Origin of the sequence: Winogradskyella forsetii (genome assembly GCF_013394595.1) — a bacterium.
Classification (GTDB): Bacteria; Bacteroidota; Bacteroidia; order Flavobacteriales; family Flavobacteriaceae; genus Winogradskyella; species Winogradskyella forsetii.
In genome coordinates this window covers 761562-781072 of record NZ_CP053348.1, presented here as the reverse complement: position 1 = coordinate 781072, position 19511 = coordinate 761562, and the positions used below count along the sequence as shown (strand labels likewise).

The 19511-nt window shown below is 34.5% G+C and carries 17 protein-coding genes; 14 read left to right on the top strand and 3 right to left on the bottom strand.

Features of this window, described 5'->3' with window-relative positions:
* Positions 1 to 185 precede the first annotated feature (185 nt).
* Complete coding sequence (locus tag HM987_RS03280) at positions 186 to 1439, bottom strand: ABC transporter permease (protein ID WP_179005230.1); 1254 nt, start codon at positions 1437 to 1439, stop codon at positions 186 to 188.
* A 143-nt stretch (positions 1440 to 1582) separates the two neighbouring features.
* On the opposite strand from HM987_RS03280, the gene purH reads away from it, so the two are divergent.
* The 6 genes from purH (at position 1583) to rodA (ending at position 9194) form a co-directional block, all read left to right on the top strand.
* Positions 1583 to 3112 carry a bifunctional phosphoribosylaminoimidazolecarboxamide formyltransferase/IMP cyclohydrolase gene (gene purH, locus HM987_RS03275; protein WP_179005228.1) on the top strand — a complete coding sequence of 510 codons (1530 nt, stop codon included), beginning with the start codon at positions 1583 to 1585 and terminating at the stop codon, positions 3110 to 3112.
* Between the two features lie 484 nt (positions 3113 to 3596).
* A complete protein-coding gene (locus HM987_RS03270) occupies positions 3597 to 4625 on the top strand; it encodes a rod shape-determining protein (RefSeq protein ID WP_092444594.1) in 1029 nt (342 codons plus the stop codon).
* Positions 4626 to 4635: 10 nt separating this feature from the next.
* Positions 4636 to 5457, top strand: coding sequence for a rod shape-determining protein MreC (gene mreC, locus HM987_RS03265; protein WP_179005226.1), 822 nt, complete (start codon positions 4636 to 4638; stop codon positions 5455 to 5457).
* Positions 5450 to 5956 (top strand): rod shape-determining protein MreD, encoded by a 507-nt coding sequence (locus tag HM987_RS03260; RefSeq protein WP_179005225.1) that lies wholly within the window; start codon positions 5450 to 5452, stop codon positions 5954 to 5956. The genes mreC and HM987_RS03260 overlap by 8 nt, the downstream gene beginning before the upstream one ends.
* Positions 5953 to 7914 (top strand): peptidoglycan D,D-transpeptidase FtsI family protein, encoded by a 1962-nt coding sequence (locus tag HM987_RS03255; RefSeq protein ID WP_179005223.1) that lies wholly within the window; start codon positions 5953 to 5955, stop codon positions 7912 to 7914. Before HM987_RS03260 ends, HM987_RS03255 begins: the two co-directional genes overlap by 4 nt.
* Entirely contained in the window at positions 7914 to 9194 is a 1281-nt protein-coding gene (gene rodA, locus HM987_RS03250) for a rod shape-determining protein RodA (RefSeq protein ID WP_179005221.1), read from the top strand. Before HM987_RS03255 ends, rodA begins: the two co-directional genes overlap by 1 nt.
* Positions 9195 to 9331: 137 nt before the next feature.
* Here rodA and HM987_RS03245 read toward each other — a convergent pair whose 3' ends face one another.
* The gene (locus tag HM987_RS03245) at positions 9332 to 11962 is read right to left on the bottom strand and encodes a valine--tRNA ligase (protein WP_179005219.1); all 2631 of its coding nucleotides are present in this window, start codon (positions 11960 to 11962) and stop codon (positions 9332 to 9334) included.
* 357 nt (positions 11963 to 12319) lie between these two features.
* On the opposite strand from HM987_RS03245, the gene HM987_RS03240 reads away from it, so the two are divergent.
* From HM987_RS03240 to HM987_RS03220, 5 genes are all read left to right on the top strand, one after another.
* On the top strand, positions 12320 to 12745 hold the full coding sequence (locus HM987_RS03240; RefSeq protein ID WP_179009853.1) for a DUF1573 domain-containing protein: 426 nt from the start codon (positions 12320 to 12322) through the stop codon (positions 12743 to 12745).
* Between the two features lie 121 nt (positions 12746 to 12866).
* Positions 12867 to 14057, top strand: a complete 1191-nt coding sequence (locus tag HM987_RS03235; RefSeq protein ID WP_179005206.1) for a pyridoxal phosphate-dependent aminotransferase — start codon at positions 12867 to 12869, stop codon at positions 14055 to 14057.
* Positions 14057 to 15070: a UDP-N-acetylmuramate dehydrogenase gene (gene murB, locus HM987_RS03230; RefSeq protein WP_179005204.1), complete on the top strand. Its 1014-nt coding sequence runs from the start codon at positions 14057 to 14059 to the stop codon at positions 15068 to 15070. Before HM987_RS03235 ends, murB begins: the two co-directional genes overlap by 1 nt.
* Positions 15071 to 15267: 197 nt before the next feature.
* Positions 15268 to 15801 (top strand): RNA polymerase sigma factor, encoded by a 534-nt coding sequence (locus HM987_RS03225; protein ID WP_179005202.1) that lies wholly within the window; start codon positions 15268 to 15270, stop codon positions 15799 to 15801.
* Between the two features lie 11 nt (positions 15802 to 15812).
* Complete coding sequence (locus HM987_RS03220; protein ID WP_179005200.1) at positions 15813 to 16604, top strand: anti-sigma factor; 792 nt, start codon at positions 15813 to 15815, stop codon at positions 16602 to 16604.
* A gap of 87 nt (positions 16605 to 16691) precedes the next feature.
* Here the strand turns inward: HM987_RS03220 and aqpZ are convergent, their stop codons facing one another.
* The gene (gene aqpZ, locus HM987_RS03215) at positions 16692 to 17378 is read right to left on the bottom strand and encodes an aquaporin Z (protein WP_179005198.1); all 687 of its coding nucleotides are present in this window, start codon (positions 17376 to 17378) and stop codon (positions 16692 to 16694) included.
* A 221-nt stretch (positions 17379 to 17599) separates the two neighbouring features.
* On the opposite strand from aqpZ, the gene HM987_RS03210 reads away from it, so the two are divergent.
* Genes HM987_RS03210 through HM987_RS03200 form a run of 3 tightly spaced genes read left to right on the top strand, consistent with a single transcriptional unit; the run spans position 17600 to position 19458 of the window.
* On the top strand, positions 17600 to 17803 hold the full coding sequence (locus HM987_RS03210) for a membrane or secreted protein (protein ID WP_178987554.1): 204 nt from the start codon (positions 17600 to 17602) through the stop codon (positions 17801 to 17803).
* 6 nt (positions 17804 to 17809) lie between these two features.
* Positions 17810 to 18922, top strand: a complete 1113-nt coding sequence (locus HM987_RS03205) for a glycosyltransferase (RefSeq protein ID WP_179005196.1) — start codon at positions 17810 to 17812, stop codon at positions 18920 to 18922.
* Positions 18913 to 19458 (top strand): RNA polymerase sigma factor, encoded by a 546-nt coding sequence (locus HM987_RS03200; protein ID WP_179005194.1) that lies wholly within the window; start codon positions 18913 to 18915, stop codon positions 19456 to 19458. The genes HM987_RS03205 and HM987_RS03200 overlap by 10 nt, the downstream gene beginning before the upstream one ends.
* Positions 19459 to 19511 lie beyond the last annotated feature (53 nt).

Genomic DNA, 19511 nt, shown 5'->3' with positions numbered 1-19511 from the left:
TTTATCTCTTGAAAAAAGAAATTATTCTCTAGAGATAATTCTATAACTAAACACTGCAAATTTCTCGCAAAGGCGCAAAGGATAAAGCGGACTAAAAAATGTAAACCTAAAAAAAATTGAAGCTAGTAAGGCATACACTTTATTCAACTCTGCCTACTGAACACTGTACACTGAGGACTGAAAATCTACATTCCAGTACGTATCGCTTCCACAGGATCCAATCGAGAGGCTTTCATTGCTGGTATAACACCTGAAATCAGACCTATAATCGAGGAAATAAAAAATCCGAGAAACATATTTTTAGGAGAAAGTACAAAAGTGAAATCTTCAGTAAGGTTACTTCCTATTATGGTGCCTATCCAAACTAAGAATAAGCCTACAACGCCACCTACAACGGCTAAAATAACCGCTTCAAATAAAAATTGAAACAGGATGAATTTATTCTTTGCTCCTAATGATTTCTGAATTCCAATGAGGTTGGTGCGCTCTTTCACACTTACAAACATAATATTGGCAATTCCAAAACCACCAACCAAAAGAGAAAAACCACTTATGACCCATCCGATTAAGTTCAAGCTGCCAATAATGGTATCAATCATATCTTGTAATCCTGAAATAACACTTATAAAAAAAGTATCAATTTCATCAGGCTTCAAACCTCTTTTAGTTCGCATTATTTGAACAACTTCAGCTTTTAAGCCTGCAATATCGGCATCCTTTTCGGGTTTGATAATAACAATATATTTCATGTTTGGATTATTATCACCATATCTATTCCTTACATAATTTGCAGGCAGAAAAATAGACACATCGTTACTGTCCCCAAACAATCCGGATCCTTCCTTTTTAACCACACCGATAACCGTAAACTTCTGACCGTAAAGTCGCACTTTTTTTCCAATCGGTTCAAGTTCGCCAAAAAGGGATTTTGCAATTTCCGAACCAATAACCACCACAGGCCTTCCGGAATTCGATTCAGATTCGTTGTAAAAACGACCTTTTTCAAATTCCAAAACCTGAATATCCGTAAATTCATGGGAAACCACAACGGTATTGACACTACTTACCAATTCCGATTCATATCTAATATTTTCACGTTTCACAAATAATTGTAACGCCACATGCTCCGCTTCAGACAATGAAGCATCTAAAGTTTTGTATTCATTATAGGATATTTCATCAAAAGTTTCCCTTTGCCAACGCGGGACATCAGTTGGTCCAAAAGACATATTTGCCAAATACATGGTATTGCTATCCAAAGAACTCAATTGTCCTTGGATGGTTTTATCGAGCGAATCTACCGCAGCTAAAACAGCTATAATTGAAAATATGCCGACCGTTACACCTAAAAGTGACAAGAATGTTCTGAGTTTATTGGTACGAAGCGCATTTAAAGCGAATGAAAAACTCTCTTTCAGTAAACGTAAATAGACCAGCATGCAAAGGTTGTTTTAAAACATTTTAAAGATAGGACGTTTTCAACAATTTATTGTTACAAAAAACTTAAAGAAACTGGTTTTAGCACTAATAATTCTTTTCGAATATGCGTATTTTTGCACCATCAAAAACACAACACAACATTATGAGCAACAAAACCATTTCATCGGCACTAATTTCGGTATTTAGTAAAGATGGATTAGCACCTATCGTCAAAAAATTGAACGACCTCAACGTTACCATTTATTCCACTGGAGGCACAGAAAAATTTATCAAGGATTTAGGAATCGATGTCGTACCAGTAGAGGACGTAACCTCCTATCCATCAATTCTTGGTGGCCGTGTAAAAACCTTACATCCTAAAGTTTTTGGAGGTATTTTGAATCGCCAAAATCACGATGGCGATGTTGCTGAATTAAAAGAATTTGATATTCCACAAATCGATGTAGTCATTGTAGATTTATATCCTTTTGAAAAAACCGTAGCTTCTGGAGCAAGCAACCAAGATATTATTGAAAAAATTGATATTGGAGGCATTTCCTTAATTAGAGCAGCTGCTAAAAATTATGCGGATGTAACTTGTGTATCTTCGGTTGACGATTATGCTGAGTTTTTGGAATTATTGGAAACCAAAAATGGTGAAACCTCTGAAGCCGATAGAAAACAATTTGCGGCAAAAGCGTTTAATGTGTCTTCGCATTATGATTCTGCAATATTCAATTATTTCAACAAGAATCATGACATTCCGACTTTAAAAATTTCGGAAAACAATGGAAAAGTGTTGCGTTATGGCGAAAACCCACATCAAAAAGGCTTTTTCTTTGGAGATTTTGATGCCATTTTCACAAAACTCCATGGTAAGGAATTAAGTTATAACAACCTTTTGGATGTTGATGCCGCTGTGAATCTGATGCTGGAATTTAAAAACGACGCTCCTACTTTTGCCGTTTTAAAACATAATAATGCTTGCGGTTTAGCGCAACGCGATTCGTTACACCAAGCTTATGTAGATGCCTTAGCTGGCGATCCTGTTTCTGCTTTTGGTGGCGTTTTAATCAGTAATTCCGAAATTGATGTAGCAACTGCTGAAGAAATTCATAAGTTATTTTGCGAAGTGGTGATTGCACCATCTTTTTCTGCTGAAGCTTTAGAAATTTTAAAAGGAAAGAAAAACAGAATCCTTTTAATTTTGAAAGATATTGAGATGCCAAAAACTAATGTTAGAAGTTGTTTGAACGGTGTTTTAGTTCAAGATAGAAACAACGTTACAGATACACTTGAAGGTTTAAAATCAGTTACAAAAACCACAGCATCTACGAGTGAATTAGACGATTTAATTTTCGCCTCAAAAATCTGCAAACACACAAAATCCAATACTATAGTATTAGCAAAAAACAAGCAATTATGTGCTAGTGGCACAGGGCAAACAAGTCGTGTTGATGCCTTAAACCAAGCGATTCACAAAGCAAAATCTTTCAACTTTGATTTAAATGGAGCCGTTATGGCGAGTGATGCATTTTTTCCATTTCCTGATTGTGTAGAAATTGCGGATCATGCTGGTATAACTGCTGTAATTCAACCAGGAGGCTCTATAAAAGATGAATTGAGTATTGATTACTGCAACGACCATAATGTGGCAATGGTCTTTACTGGAACGCGTCATTTTAAACACTAGAAAATAGAGTCAAGACCGCTTTGCTGTTAGAACCAAGATAAATGACGCAATAAAGAACGTATCATCAATTTTATAATCATTTCAATTACTTGACTGATTATAATTGAAAATGAAACAAGTCTTAATACATTCACTTGAAAATAAATAGTCGGTTTTAAGCTGTCAAGATTGTGTAGTATTTCATTAGGAAAAACTCAAAATTATTTTGATTAGAAATTACAGACGACTTTTAATAGAACTAAAAAATAAAGAAAAAAAATATTGTAATTTATATATTGCTTTTTATCAGATAGTTAGATTCAAGTCTTGATTCTTGGTTCTAACAGGGAAGCAGACTTATGTCTTTTATCCGACCAATATGTAAATTAAATACAAATTTTTTAGCAATAAACATCTTTAAATGTAGAAATAACGTATATTTTACTACTTTTACAGATGGTCTTAAAAAGAAGACTAAAATAACCCAAATAATTAAGAATAGCATATGGGATTTTTTGATTTCCTAACGGAAGAAATAGCCATAGATTTAGGAACCGCAAACACACTGATAATCCACAACGACAAGGTTGTTGTTGACAATCCATCGATAGTAGCAAGAGACCGCATTAGCGGAAAAATCATAGCCGTTGGTAAAGAAGCCAACATGATGCAAGGAAAAACACACGAAAATATTAAAACCATTCGACCATTGAAAGATGGCGTTATTGCAGATTTTGATGCTTCGGAGCAAATGATAAGCATGTTTATTAAAAACATTCCTGCACTAAAGAAGAAATTCTTTAATCCAGCTTTAAGAATGGTCGTTTGTATTCCTTCTGGAATTACTGAAGTAGAAATGCGAGCGGTAAAAGAATCTTGTGAGCGTGTTAATGGTAAAGAGGTATATTTAATCCATGAACCAATGGCAGCAGCAATTGGTATTGGTGTGGATATTATGCAACCAAAAGGAAACATGATTGTTGACATTGGAGGTGGAACTACCGAAATCGCAGTAATTGCCCTTGGTGGTATTGTTTGTGATAAATCTGTAAAAGTTGCAGGTGATGTATTTACAAATGATATTATTTATTACATGAGAACGCAGCATAACTTATATGTTGGAGATAGAACGGCTGAAAAAATTAAAATTCAAATTGGTGCTGCAACTGAAGATTTAGAATTACCTCCGGAGGACATGAGCGTTCAAGGTCGTGATTTGTTAACCGGAAAACCGAAACAAGTTCAGATTTCGTTCCGTGAAATTGCCAAAGCTTTGGATAAATCCATTTTACGTATTGAAGATTCCGTAATGGAAACCTTATCGCAAACACCTCCTGAATTAGCAGCAGATATTTATAACACCGGAATTTATTTAGCAGGTGGAGGATCTATGTTAAGAGGTTTGGACAAACGTTTGTCCCAAAAAACAGATCTTCCTGTTTATATTGCCGAAGACCCATTAAGAGCCGTTGTAAGAGGTACAGGAATTGTACTTAAAAACTTACCTAAATACAAAAGCGTATTGATTAAATAAGCCGTAAATAATGCAACAAATTTTTAATTTTGTTATTAGAAACAAAACCTTTCTGTTGTTTTTATTGCTTTTTAGTATTGCCTTAGCTTTAACGATTCAATCGCATTCATACCACAGGAGTAAATTTATAAATTCCGCCAATTTTTTAACTGGTGGTGTCTATGGCACTATGAATTCCGTGGATCAATATTTCAATTTGAAAACGGAGAATGAAATTCTTGCTGAAGAAAACAAACGCTTAAGAGAACAGCTTTTAAACATCAATAGAACAGTAGATTCATCGTACATTGACACAACCTATTCCAAATCAAAATATCGAATTACAACGGCTGAAGTCTATAAAAATAGTTACTCGCTTACCAATAACTACCTTACTTTAAACAAAGGTAAAAACGACAGTATAAAACGAGATTTTGGTGTTATGACTTCCAATGGAATTATAGGAATTATTGATAACACCTCCAAAAATTATTCAACAGTACTGTCTATTTTAAATACACGAAGCCGAATAAATGCCAAAATAAAAGCGACCAACCATATTGGGTCTTTAAAGTGGAATGGCGAATCTCCAATTTATGTGCAACTTGAAGATGTCTCTCAATTTGCACCTGTAAAAGTTGGGGACACTATACAAACTGGTGGTGAATCTTCGATTTTCCCAAAAGGTATTGGTATTGGAACTATTGATAGTTTTGAAACCGATATTGGTGGAGATACTTATACCATACAAGTGAAATTATTTAACGACATGACCAATGTAGGAACGGTTTATATTATAGAAAATTTAGATAAAAACGAAATTCAAGATTTAGAAAACAGCTCAGATGAATAGTGTTGCAGGTCTAAATATCGTTCGGTTTGTTTTACTATTATTGGTACAAGTAATGATATGCAACCATATTGACTTATTTGGTTATATCAACCCCTATATTTATATCATATTTATTTTCCTATTTCCTATTAGGGAAGAACGACTTGTGTTGTTGTTAGTAAGTTTTTTATTAGGTATGCTGGTGGATATGTTTTCAGATTCTGGAGGTGTTCATGCAGCAGCGGCAGTCTGTTTAGCCTATGCTAGACCAATTCTTCTTAAAAATTCTTTCGGCATGCAATACGAGCATCAAAGTATAAAATTTCGGAATACTGATATGGGCAGTTTAATCACCTATATCTCATTGGGTACGGTAATTCATCATTTGGTATTGTTTTCATTAGAAATTTTTAACATTTCCAATATAATTTTAATCGTTCAAAAAACGTTATTTTCTAGTATTTTCACTATAATACTTAGTGTATTGATTATAATTCTATTTAGCCGAAATAAAAAATGAGAAAATTATTACTCTTATCTACTGTAGTTCTTGTAGGTCTTGTTTTTATTGCGCGTCTATTTTACTTACAAGTTTACAATAGCTCAGCTTACGATATTTTTGAAGATACTGCGATTAGAAAAGTGTACAATTATCCTAAACGTGGTTATGTGTATGACAGGAATGGCAAACTTTTGGTTGCTAACCAACCGTCGTATGATGTGATGGTCATTCCCAGGGAAGTTGTGCCTTTAGATTCTTCACAAATAGAAGAGTTCTGTAAATTATTAAAAATTACTACAGAAGATTACCATAAAAAATTAGCAAGAGCCACCAATTACTCACCGAGATTACCGTCTCCTTTTGTACCGCAGCTTTCAAAAACGGATTATGCAGTGCTTCAAGAGAAAATGCGAAAATTTGAAGGATTTTATATTCAAAAACGATCGCTTCGATCCTACCAAACTAATATTGGTGCGAATGTATTAGGCGATCTAGGAGAAGTTAACCGTAAAACTATTAAAAGTCAGCCTTATTACAAATTAGGCGATTTAATTGGTAAGCAAGGGGTTGAAAAAACGTATGAAGAGGTTTTGCGAGGGGTAAAAGGGATAAAATTTATTCAGAAAGATCGATTCAATAAAAATATCGGACCGTATAAAGATGGTGTCTTTGATACTTTACCTAAACCCGGAAAAGACATTACCTTAACTATTGATTCAGAACTTCAGGCCTATGGTGAATTATTAATGAGGCACAAACGCGGAGGTATGGTTGCCATAGATCCTCAAAGTGGTGAAATTTTAGCCATGGTTACTGGCCCAAGTTACAACCCTAATTTATTAGTTGGACGAGAGCGAAACAAAAATTTTTCTAGCTTATTCTTAGATAAAGTGAACAAACCCACTTTCGACAGAGGCTTACAGGCACAATATCCGCCAGGATCTCCGTTCAAAGTTATAAATGCATTAATTGGTTTACAAGAAGGCGTGGTTGACACCCATGATAAGTTTACTTGTAGAATGGGCTACTATTATGGCAGTCAAAAATTAACAGGTTGCCACCACCATAGAAGTCCTGCAGATATGAATTTAGGCATTGCACAATCTTGTAACGCTTATTTTGTTAATGTTTACCGTCGTATCATTGACAAATATGACGATGCAGGAAAAGGCATGAACATTTGGGCAGATCATGCTAAAAGTTTTGGACTCGGAAACTTTTTGAACAACGATTTGTCCGTAGGACAACCAGGACGAATTCCTAATGGCGACTACTACGATAGAGCATACGGTGACAATCGTTGGGGTTCTACTTATATTGTCTCTAATGCCATTGGACAAGGCGAAGTCGAGGCTACACCAATCCAGTTAGCAAATATGGCTGCGGCTATTGGGAATCGTGGCTATTACTATACACCGCATATTATTAAAGATATTGAAGACGATACAATTCCGAAGAAATATAAAACACCAAAATATACAACCATAGATAAACGTCATTTTGAGCCTGTGGTACAAGGGATGTTTGACGTTTACAATAAAGGAACGGCAGAATATCTCCAAGTTCCAGGCATTGAAATCTGTGGAAAAACAGGGACTGCCGAAAACTTCGTAAAAATTGATAGTGTAAAAACCCAACTTACAGATCATTCTATTTTTGTGGCTTTTGCGCCGAAGGATAATCCAAGAATCGCCATTGCCGTTTTTGTAGAAAACGGTTATTGGGGAAGTCGGTTTGCCGGTAAAATGGCAAGTCTAATGATTGAAAAACACATTAAAGGAGAAATAACAAGAACCGACTTAGAACGATGGATTCTAACTCATAGCTTGGAAAATGAATATAAAAAACCGTATTCAGGCGAACCTTTTAAAATTAATGGTGAAACAACGCTTCAGGTTATTGAAAATTATGCCATTGAGGATGAATCCGGCAACATGATTCAAAATGAATCTGACCAGCAAAATTTTAAAAATTAATGTTGAGAGAAAATCATAGAGGTTTTAAATTCGACTGGATCACTATTGTGCTATTTCTACTCTTAGTTGCTTTTGGTTATCTCAATATTTTATCAGCCTCTCATGTTGGCGAAGTCACAAGTTATTTTGACACCTCCCAATTATATGGCAAACATTTAATTTTTGTTGGGCTAACCTTTGTCCTTATTGTACTTATTCTTTCTGTTGAAGCCAAATTTTATGAGCGATTTGCAAGTTTGATATATTTAGTCGCTATGTTGGCATTGATAGGCTTATTCATTTTTGGAAAGGATGTTAATGGTGCGCGCTCGTGGTATGGCATTGGCAGCATGACCATTCAACCGAGTGAATTTGCCAAATTTGCTACAGCCCTGGCGGTTGCGAAATACGTAAGCGACCTTCAAACAAATATGACCACTATTAAGGATCAAATTAGAGTTGCCGCCATTATATTTATTCCTGCTTTATTGATTTTACTCCAAAATGATGCCGGAAGCACCATTGTATATTTAGCTTTTTTCTTTGTGTTTTATCGTGAAGGTTTACAACAGGTCTATTTAATTATTGCGGTTTCATTAATCGTTCTCGCTGTTTTAGGACTAAAGTTTGGTGTGTTAATTACAGCTTTAGTCACAGCAGGTATTATCGCAAGTATTTACTTTCTGCGGAAGAAAAAGCGTGGATCCATACTGCAATATATAGCAGTTCTTTTAGTTTCCGTTTGCTTTGCCTATGGTGTGAAACTTTTTTATGAACACGGTCTCAAAACCCATCAACAAAATAGAATTAGCCTTTGGTTACGTTTAGAAAAAGATCCAGCGAAACTAGAACGTATGAAAAAAGCCGAAGCCTATAATCTTATTCAATCCGAACAAGCCATTAGCTCTGGAGGTGTTTCTGGAAAAGGGTTTTTACAAGGGACTAGAACGACTGGAAAGTTTGTGCCAGAACAGCATACCGATTACATTTTTAGCACAGTAGGCGAAGAATGGGGTTTTTTAGGAACGAGCTTTGTAGTGCTCATATTTGTACTTCTTATTGTTAGGATTCTATATTTGGCCGAAGCCCAAAAGTCACAATTCAGTCGGGTTTATGGTTATGGGGTAGCTTCGATTTTGTTTATTCATTTTACAATTAATATAGGGATGGTTATGGGCTTGATTCCAACGGTTGGGATTCCCCTACCCTTTTTTAGTTATGGTGGCTCTGGACTTTGGGGTTTTACTATTTTACTATTTATTTTTGTAAAATTGGATAGTAATAAGATTAATGAATGGTAATGAATAGACTTAAGATCGCTTCGCTTTTAGAGGTTAGAGTATAGACTTCATTATATTTATTCGAAAAAATTCTGGTCTGTGTGCAACAGCATCCTGCAAGGTTTTATTTGCAACCTTGCAGGTTAAAAATTCCTTAATTATTTTAAACTGGCCAAACTAGCCTGAATCGTTTCAATCTTAGCCAAAGCATCCGCTTCTTTCTTTTTCTCTGAAGCCACCACTTGTTCTGGTGCACCAGCAACAAATCGTTCGTTAGATAATTTCTTTTGTACAGATTTCAAAAAACCTTCTGTATAAGTCAACTCTTCGGTCAACTTTTTAATTTCAGCCTCCACATCAATACTCCCTTCCATAGGAATAAAATATTCATTCGATTTTACCCTATAGGTTAATGCACCCTCAACAGCCTCTGTGACATATTCGAAGCTTTCCAAATTTCCTAGTTTTGAAATCACTTCATCAAAGGTATTGGCAACATGTTCATTATTTACAACCGAAAACCCAATCGCATCTTTAAACGCAATATTCTTTTGTTTTCTGATATTTCTGATTCCTGAAATAACTTCGGAAGCGAACTCAAATTCTGAAATCAAAGTTTCATTTATTGGTTTTGCTTCTGGCCATTTGGCTATTATTAAAGCGTCTTCAGGTGAGCGTTCTTTAATATATTGCCAAATATCTTCCGTTAAGAATGGCATAAATGGATGAACGATTTTTAAGTTATCTTCAAAAATCGACATTACCTTTTCATATGTTGTTCTGTCAATGGGTTGCTGGTAAGCTGGTTTTACCATTTCTAACATCCATCCACAAAAGTCATCATAAATTAACTTGTAAATAGACATTAAAGCGTCACTTAATCTGTATTTGCTAAAATGATCTTCTATTTCTATCAAAACGGATTGAAACTTGGCTTCGTACCATTCTATCGCTATTTTGCTAGAATTAGGCTGCTCAATATCTGCAACTTCCCATAGGTTAGTTAATTGAAAAGCATTCCAAATCTTATTTCCAAAACCTCTTCCTTGCTGGCAAAGTGCTTCATCAAACATTAAATCATTTCCGGCCGCAGAGCTCAATAACAAACCTACTCTTACCCCATCTGCAGTATATTCTTCAATAAGTTTTAAAGCATCTGGTGAATTGCCCAGAGACTTAGACATTTTTCGCCTCTGTTTATCTCTAACTAATCCCGTTAAATAAACATTTTCAAATGGTTTTTCGTCTTTGTATTCGTAGCCCGCAATAATCATACGTGCCACCCAAAAGAATAAAATATCTGGTCCAGTCACTAAATCGTTGGTAGGATAATAATATTTTATTTCCTCGTTTTCAGGATTACGGATACCATCGAAAACACTCATTGGCCAAAGCCAAGATGAAAACCATGTGTCTAACGCATCAGAATCTTGGGTTATGTCATCAGCTGTCAATTGTTCGTTGTTTGAAGCTGTTCTTGCTAATTCTACTGCTTTTTCAATGGATTCCGCAACGACAAAATCTTCCTTCCCATCACCATAGAAGTATGCAGGAATCTGTTGTCCCCATAGTAATTGGCGCGAAATATTCCAGTCACGAATATTCTCCATCCAGTGGCGATAGGTATTTTCAAATTTCTTTGGAAAAAGTTTGACATCTCCAGATTTTAAAACGGCATCGATAGCTGGTTTTGCCAAATCTTCCATTTTCAAAAACCATTGGTCACTTAATCTTGGTTCGATTACGGCTTTTGTCCGTTCTGATGTTCCTACTTTATTGATATGGTTTTCAGTTTTCACTAAAATACCTGCGTCTTCCAATTCTTTTACAATACCCTTTCTTACTAAAAACCGGTCTTGTCCTTCGTAGTGCATCCCATAACTATTCAAACTGGCGTCGTCATTGAAAATATCAACGACCTCGAGATTGTGCTTATCGCCTAAAACCTTATCATTTTCATCGTGAGCAGGTGTTACTTTAAGGCAACCTGTACCAAATTCAACATCTACATAGTCATCTTCAATAATCGGAATCACTCTTCCACAAATAGGTACAATCGCTTTTTTCCCTTTTAAATGTGCGAAACGTTCATCGTTTGGATTTATACAAATAGCAGTATCTCCAAAAATAGTTTCTGGTCTAGTAGTGGCAATGGTTAGTTTTTGATCACTTCCTTCAACCTTATATTCTAAATAATAGAGTAAACCTTGTTTTTCAACATGAATCACTTCTTCATCAGACAATGTAGTTTGTGCTTCAGGATCCCAATTGACCATACGGTAACCTCTATAAATCAAGCCTTTGTTGTATAAATCCACAAATACCTTAATTACAGCCTCAGACATATCGTCATCCATGGTGAATTTGGTTCTATCCCAATCACAGGAGCATCCCAATTTTTTTAGTTGTTCTAGGATAACGCCACCGTATTCTTCTGTCCATTCCCAAGCATGTTCTAAAAATTCCTCGCGTGATAAATCATTTTTATCAATACCATCAGCCTTTAATTTAGCAACAACTTTCGCTTCTGTAGCAATAGAGGCGTGATCTGTACCAGGTACCCAACACGCATTTTTGCCTAATAAACGAGCACGTCGAATCAATACATCTTGAATAGTATTGTTCAACATGTGTCCCATATGCAAAATTCCCGTTACGTTAGGTGGCGGAATTACAATAGTATAGGGCTCTCTCTCGTCTGGAGTAGAATGAAAGTAATTGTGCTGCATCCAGTAGTCGTACCACTTATTTTCTACTGACGTTGCGTTATATTTAGATGGAATTTCCATATTTTGGTATTGTTTTTGTAATGTAACTGACAAAAGTACTTATAATACCAAATAAATGTCAAAATAACTGAATAAATTTGTTTCTATTTCCTTTGTATTTCAGTAAAAAATAGCATGGTAACTCAGGCTATGATTAGGTTTCTTATTTCATATTTCATACAAAGAAAAAATAATTCAAATTTCTTTTCAATCATTTCAAAATTCATTTGGTATAATTCCTTTTTTGAAAAATTATTAGTGTAAGAATATAGGTTGTAAAACCATAAAATCTGTTAAATGAAGTGTATTACATCTAATAAATTTTGATGGGAAGGAAAAAGTAAGTAGTTTTGAATAATCAATTTTAAATTAAAAATGATGAAAAATTTAATAGCAGTTTTATTTGTAGGATTAATGAGTTTTGGTTCTTTTGCTCAAGAGAAAGTAGCGAAAATAGAGTTTAAGACCGACGTAATTGACTATGGTACTATTGAAAAAGGTGCTGATGGCGTTAGAACATTTGAGTTTACCAATACTGGTAACGCGCCTTTAGTTATCTCTAACGTAAAATCGACTTGCGGTTGTACAGTGCCTAAAAAGCCAGACGGTCCAATTATGCCAGGAGAAACAGGTGAGATTGAAGTGAAATACGATACTAAAAGGGTTAATCCGATTAGAAAGACCATAACTGTGTTCTCAAATGCTGAAACACCAACCGTAGCCTTAAAAATAAAAGGTTTAGTGGTCGATTCTAATAAGACCAGTGTTTTAGAAAAGAAAGAAAAAAGTATGATTGAGCAATAATTCAATTATAATAATATAAACAATTAAAGAGTTCTCTGGTTGAGGACTCTTTTTTTTTAGTCATTTTTTTCAGAATTACTTTAGAATTTTCAGACCTTAGCATTTTAAAAAAATCATTCAAATGCCAAAAATTTCAAACAAAGGTACTAACATGCCAGAATCGCCAATAAGAAAATTGGTACCATATGCTGAAGAAGCCCATAAACAAGGCAAAAACATATATTACCTAAATATTGGTCAACCAGATATAAAAACGCCGCAAGTGGCTCTCGATGCAATTAAAAATCAGAATCTTGAAACTATAGCCTATAGCCGATCTGAAGGTGCCGAAAGTTATAGAATAAAAATCGCTGAATATTATAAGCGTAATTCCATTAACGTTACCCACAATGACATCATTGTTACTACAGGAGGAAGTGAAGCACTTTTATTCGCCTTTGGAAGTATCATGGACGAAGGTGATGAAATCATCATTCCTGAGCCATTTTACGCCAATTATAATGGGTTTTCGAATGCCTCAGGTGTAAATGTGGTTCCCGTAATATCCAAGATTGAAGATAATTTTGCACTACCTCCAATTGAAGAATTTGAAAAACTCATTACTCCAAAAACCAAAGCCATTTTAATTTGCAATCCAGGAAATCCAACTGGCTATTTATATTCTAAAGCCGAAATTAAAAAACTAGCAGCCATCGTAAAAAAACACGATTTGTTTTTAATTGCAGACGAAGTTTACAGGGAGTTTGTTTACGATGGTATTGAACATTATTCCATTTTGCAAGAACCTGGATTAGAAGAACATGCCATCGTCATCGATTCGGTCTCTAAACGTTACAGTATGTGTGGCGCACGAATTGGCTATTTGGTTTCTAAAAATAAAGCGGTCATAAAGACAGCTTTAAAATTTGCCCAAGCAAGATTGAGTCCACCAACATTAGCTCAAATCGCAAGTGAAGCGGCTTTAGAAACACCTCAAAGTTATTTTGATGACGTAAAGGCAGAATATGTTAAACGTAGAAATACACTGATCGAAGCCTTAGAAAAAATAGAAGGCGTAAAAGTGGCCAAACCTAATGGTGCTTTTTACTGTATTGCAGAATTACCAGTAAAAAACACTGATGATTTTGCCAAATGGCTATTGGAATCATTTGATTATAATAATGATACCGTTATGGTTGCTCCTGCGGCAGGCTTCTACTCTACACCTGGTGTTGGATTGAACCAAATACGTATTGCTTATGTTTTAAACGAAGAAAGCTTAAGAATTTCGGTAAAAATCTTAGAAGAAGCTTTAAAAGTATATAAAGACTAATGTCCATAATTAAGAATGCTTCATTAAAACCATATAATACCTTTGGTATTGAAGCTAAAGCACAATCTTATTGTGATGTCACTTCCATTAAAACCCTAAAAAGTGTTTTGAAGGATTATCATCAAAAGCCCCTATTTGTTTTAAGCGGCGGAAGCAATATGTTGTTAACTAAAGACATCGAAGCTCTGGTGCTTCATATTAACTTAAAAGGTATTGAAGTTGTAAGTGAAACTGAAAACACGGTCATTGTAAAAGCTATGGCTGGCGAAAACTGGCACAATTTTGTATTGTGGTGTTTGGAGCGCAACTATGGAGGCATTGAAAATTTATCCTTAATTCCTGGCAATATTGGCACGGCCCCTATTCAGAATATTGGTGCTTACGGCGTGGAGTTGAAAGATATTTTTGTGAGTTGTGAAGCCATAAACATAGCTAATCAATCGTTAAAAACTTTTTCTAAATCGGATTGCAATTTTGGGTATAGGGAATCTGTTTTCAAACAAAATCTGAAAGGCCAATATATCATTACAAGCGTCAACCTTGAACTGACTAAAGTTAATCATCAATTACACACCGATTATGGTATTATTAAAAACGAATTGGAATCCAATGGTGTTGAAAATCCAACCATCCAAGACATTTCGAATGCTGTAATCGCCATTAGACAAAGTAAATTACCAGATCCTAAAGAGATTGGAAATAGTGGCAGTTTTTTTAAGAATCCAATAATTTCGGCTGAAGAATTCCAGGAATTAGAAGGTAATTTTCCAGATGTACCTTCCTATAAAATATCAGAAGCAGCCGTAAAAATTCCAGCTGGTTGGCTTATTGAAAAGGCGGGTTTTAAAGGAAAGCGGTTTAAAGATTATGGTGTACACAATAAACAAGCCTTGGTTTTAGTTAATTATGGTAATGCCAATGGAAAAGAAATTTTTGAATTGGCGCAATTAATACAAATTACAGTAAAACGATTGTTTAATATCAATATTGAAACTGAAGTTAATATCATATAAAACAAAAGTCACAATATAGATTGTGACTTTTGTGTTTAGAACAATTTTTTTTGAAAATGCTATTAATCAACCTCTTACGAAGATAAAACTATTCTAATATTTTATATTGAGCACCATTATATGGTGTAATTAAGTATATTTACGTTCGTAATTCAATTTTGGACGTTTTAAAAATAAAAAAATAAGATTTTAACAGTTTGAGTATTTCACCTACAGAACAAAAAATCATCGACTATCTTCAGAAAGGAGATAAACGTGCGCTAAATTTACTTTACGAAAATTATTCGAACAGTCTTTATGGTGTGATCTTAAAAATTACAGTTAATGAGGAGGTCGCACAAGATGCCCTGCAGGAAACTTTTATTAAGGTATGGAAAAACGCTTCAAAGTATGATGCTTCCAAGGCAAAACTCTTTACATGGCTCTTTCGTATTGCAAGAAATACAGCCATAGATAAGCTAAGGAGTTTTAATAATCGTTACCATAAAGAAATCCAAATTGATACTTCCAACGTATATATCTTACCAACAACAAATTTTAACCAAGATGTCATGGACATCAAAGAACATGTTGGGACACTAGAAGAAAAATATCAAATTGTGTTAGATGCTTTGTTTTTTCAAGGTATGACACAACAAGAAGCCAGCGACGAATTAGATATTCCACTTGGCACTATTAAATCTAGATTAAAAATAGGATTGCGTGAACTTAAAAAAGTTTACAATCCATAAAATATTTGATCATGGAAAATAAATTACAAATCTTTTTGAAATCCAACTTACTTAATAAGTATTTGGTTGGAGACACATCTTTGGAAGAATCCAAAGAAGTTGAACACTTTATTTCTACGTATCCAGAAGTTGCACAAGCTTATGAAAAACTTCAGGATAATCTAGAAATTGTAACAAAAGCAGGAGCTGTTGATGTACCAAACCATATTTTAAACGACATTTTAGAAGCCTTAGATGACACTAATGACACTAAAGTGATTCAATTGGTGCAGAAAAGAAAGACCTCTTGGTTGAGCATAGCTGCTAGTGCTGCAGCCGTATTATTTGCTGCAACATCGTTTATGCTATATCAGAAAAATGTAGAGTTGAATAATGAAAACAATGTTGTAGTGGAAGAAATTTTTGATCTACGAAGCGATATTGAAAACAACAATTCTAAATTAGACGAGTTATCTAAAGAATTATTGAAGCTTAACAATCCTGATGCTAAGAAATATGTTTTCAATGGTAACGATCGTGCGAAGGATTTAAAAACAGTAGCTTACATTAATCCTGTTGAAAAAACGTCAATGATTGATGTCATTACATTACCTCAATTACCAAAAGAGCAGCAGTACCAGATTTGGGCTGAGCTGCAAGACCGTATGGTTAACTTAGGTATTTTGGATGAATCTGATCGTAAGTTGAAACAAATTCCATATATGGAAGATGCATTGGCATTGAGTATTAAAATTGGTACAAAAGGCGACAATGCGAACGAAAATGACACTGAAGTTGCAGAAATTTCTTTAAAAGAAGAATAAGACTTTATTAATTACACATTTAATTAATCCAAAAAGAGGCGTAATAATCAATTATTGCGCCTCTTTTATTGATAAATATATTCTAAACTAGTCCTTAGAAAACAAGGTTTTATGAATAAGACCACCTGCAATGGCTCCAGCAATTGGTGCAACCCAAAACAACCAAACTTGAGATAAATAAGAACCATCTGCAAATAACGCCTGACTTAAAGAGCGCGCAGGATTTACAGAGGTATTAGTAATAGGAATACTAATTAAATGAATAAGCACCAAAGCCAAACCAATAGCGATTCCAGCAAAACCTTTAGGCGCTTTAGGATAAGTACTTCCCAAAATAACCAATAGAAAGAATGCTGTTAAAATAAATTCTGCTATTAAGGCAGAAACCATATTATAACCGTCTGGAGATAATTCGCCATAGCCATTGGCCGCAAAGCCACCAACACCTTCAAATCCAGATTTCCCAGAAACAACAAGGTATAATACGCTTGCCGCAGCTATAGCCCCAATAACCTGTGCGACAATATAACCTAACAAATCCTTAGCTTCAAATTTTCCTCCAGCCCATAAACCAATGGACACTGCAGGATTAAAATGTGCACCAGAGACATGACCAACGGCATAAGCCATGGTTAATACTGTAAGACCAAATGCCAAAGCGACGCCTACAAATCCAATTCCCAAATCTGGAATTCCGGCAGCAAATATTGCACTACCACAACCTCCAAATACAAGCCAAAACGTTCCGAAGAACTCTGCAAATAATTTTTTCATATTTGATTAATTAGTTAATAATAAATTGATTAATACCAATAAGACACAAGATCAAGGAGTTAAGTCACAACAAAATTGATTAGAAATTAAATGTAAAAACATTATCTTTGCATCAAATTTAAGCGTTAGCAGGAAACATTTTTTAGTTGAATCGAAATTATAGAACGGAATGACTATTAAAAATCTTCCATCTGACAATTAAAAACAATAGATATTACCAGATGAAACTACTTTTACTTACATTGGGATTATTAGCTTTAGCAGTCGGAGGAATTGCTATAAAAATTTGGGCTAAAAAAGACGGTAAATTTGCTGGTACTTGTGCAAGCCAAAATCCAATGCTTAATAAAGAAGGAGAATCTTGTGGTTTTTGTGGTAAAACTCCAGACCAATACAAAGACTGTAACGAACCTCAACATTCGTAGGCGTTAATGACTCTTCCCTTAATACTATTTTATGCATTTATTGCAGTTGTTAGTATTCAAATAATTTATTATCTGAGCTTTTTATTCTCTTTTGGCATCAAGCGTGCTGAAACAAGATTTAAAAAAGAAGTTCCCATTTCCCTAATTATCTGTGCTAAAAATGAAGCGGAGAATTTAAGGAAAAATCTTCCTTCTATATTAAATCAAGCCTATTCCAATTTCGAAATTGTATTGGTCAACGACAGTTCTTTTGATGACACCTTAGACGTTATGAAGGATTTTTCATCCAAACATAATAATATCAAAGTTGTGGATGTAAAAGTTAGCGAAGCATTCTGGGGAAATAAAAAATACGCACTTACACTAGGAATAAAAGCTTCTAAACATGATTTCTTAGTTTTTACTGATGCAGACTGTGTGCCAAATTCTGAGCAATGGTTGGCCCATTTAAGTGGAAATTTCTCAAATGAAAAATCAATAGTTTTAGGATATGGTGCTTATGCCAAAAAGAAGTTTTCTTTTCTGAATAAACTCATTCGTTTTGAGACCGTAATGACTGCTCTGCAATATTTTTCCTATGCACAGTTGGGTATAACTTATATGGGAGTTGGTCGTAATTTGGCTTATAGAAAAGAATTGTTTTTTAATAACAGTGGCTTCAACAATCATATGGCAATTAAGTCTGGCGATGATGACCTATTTATTAACGAAGTTGCGAATGCATCAAACACAGCGTTGTGTTTCACAACAGAAAGTTTTACGGTTTCTGAGCCAAAATCGTCTTTTAAAGCATGGACACTTCAAAAACGAAGACATATTAGTACGGCTTCATTTTATAAATTGAAGCATAAACTTTTATTAGGTTTATTTTACGCGACCCAATTGTTATTTTGGATGCTTGCAATTTCACTATTAATTATAGGATTCACATGGTATTGGGTTGTGGCATTCATCAGCTTAAGATTTATAATCCAGTGGCTCAGTTTCGGAATTACGGCTAAAAAACTCGAAGAAACCGACCTCATTATCCTCGCTCCAATTTTAGAATTATTTTTAATTAGTTTACAATTAAGTATCTTTATTGCTAATCTGATATCTAAACCCAAACATTGGAAGTAAAAGACGCCATAAACAAAGCCAAAAACAAAGAACAAACCGCGTTTAATTTTCTTCTCGATACTTTTTGGAACGATGTATATGCATTTCAGCTCAAAAGAACACTAAACGAAAATGATGCTGAAGACATCACAATCCAAACATTTTCTAAAGCTTTTGACAAGATTGGCACTTATAACGACGCTTATAAATTTAAGACCTGGTTGATTACAATTTCGAAAAATATTCATATTGATTTAATCCGAAAACAGAAAAAGTTAATCAATAACACCTCAAAAGATAATGATGATAATTTCTTTGATATTGTTGATGATTCGCCAACACCAGAAGATAAAATTATCAAAGAACAAAATCTCGCCAATCTTTTGCGAGACATAAAAAAACTAAAACCTCATTATCAGGAAGTAATTAATTTAAGATATTTTCAAGAATTGAGCTACAAGGAAATTTCGGAAGAACTTAATGAACCCATCAATAATGTGAAAGTTAAATTGTTGAGATCCAAAAAACTATTGGCTGAAATTATTACGAAAGCTTAACCTATTCAGCTCACAACTATTTAATTCTTTAACTGTAATAAAAGCAACTAAAA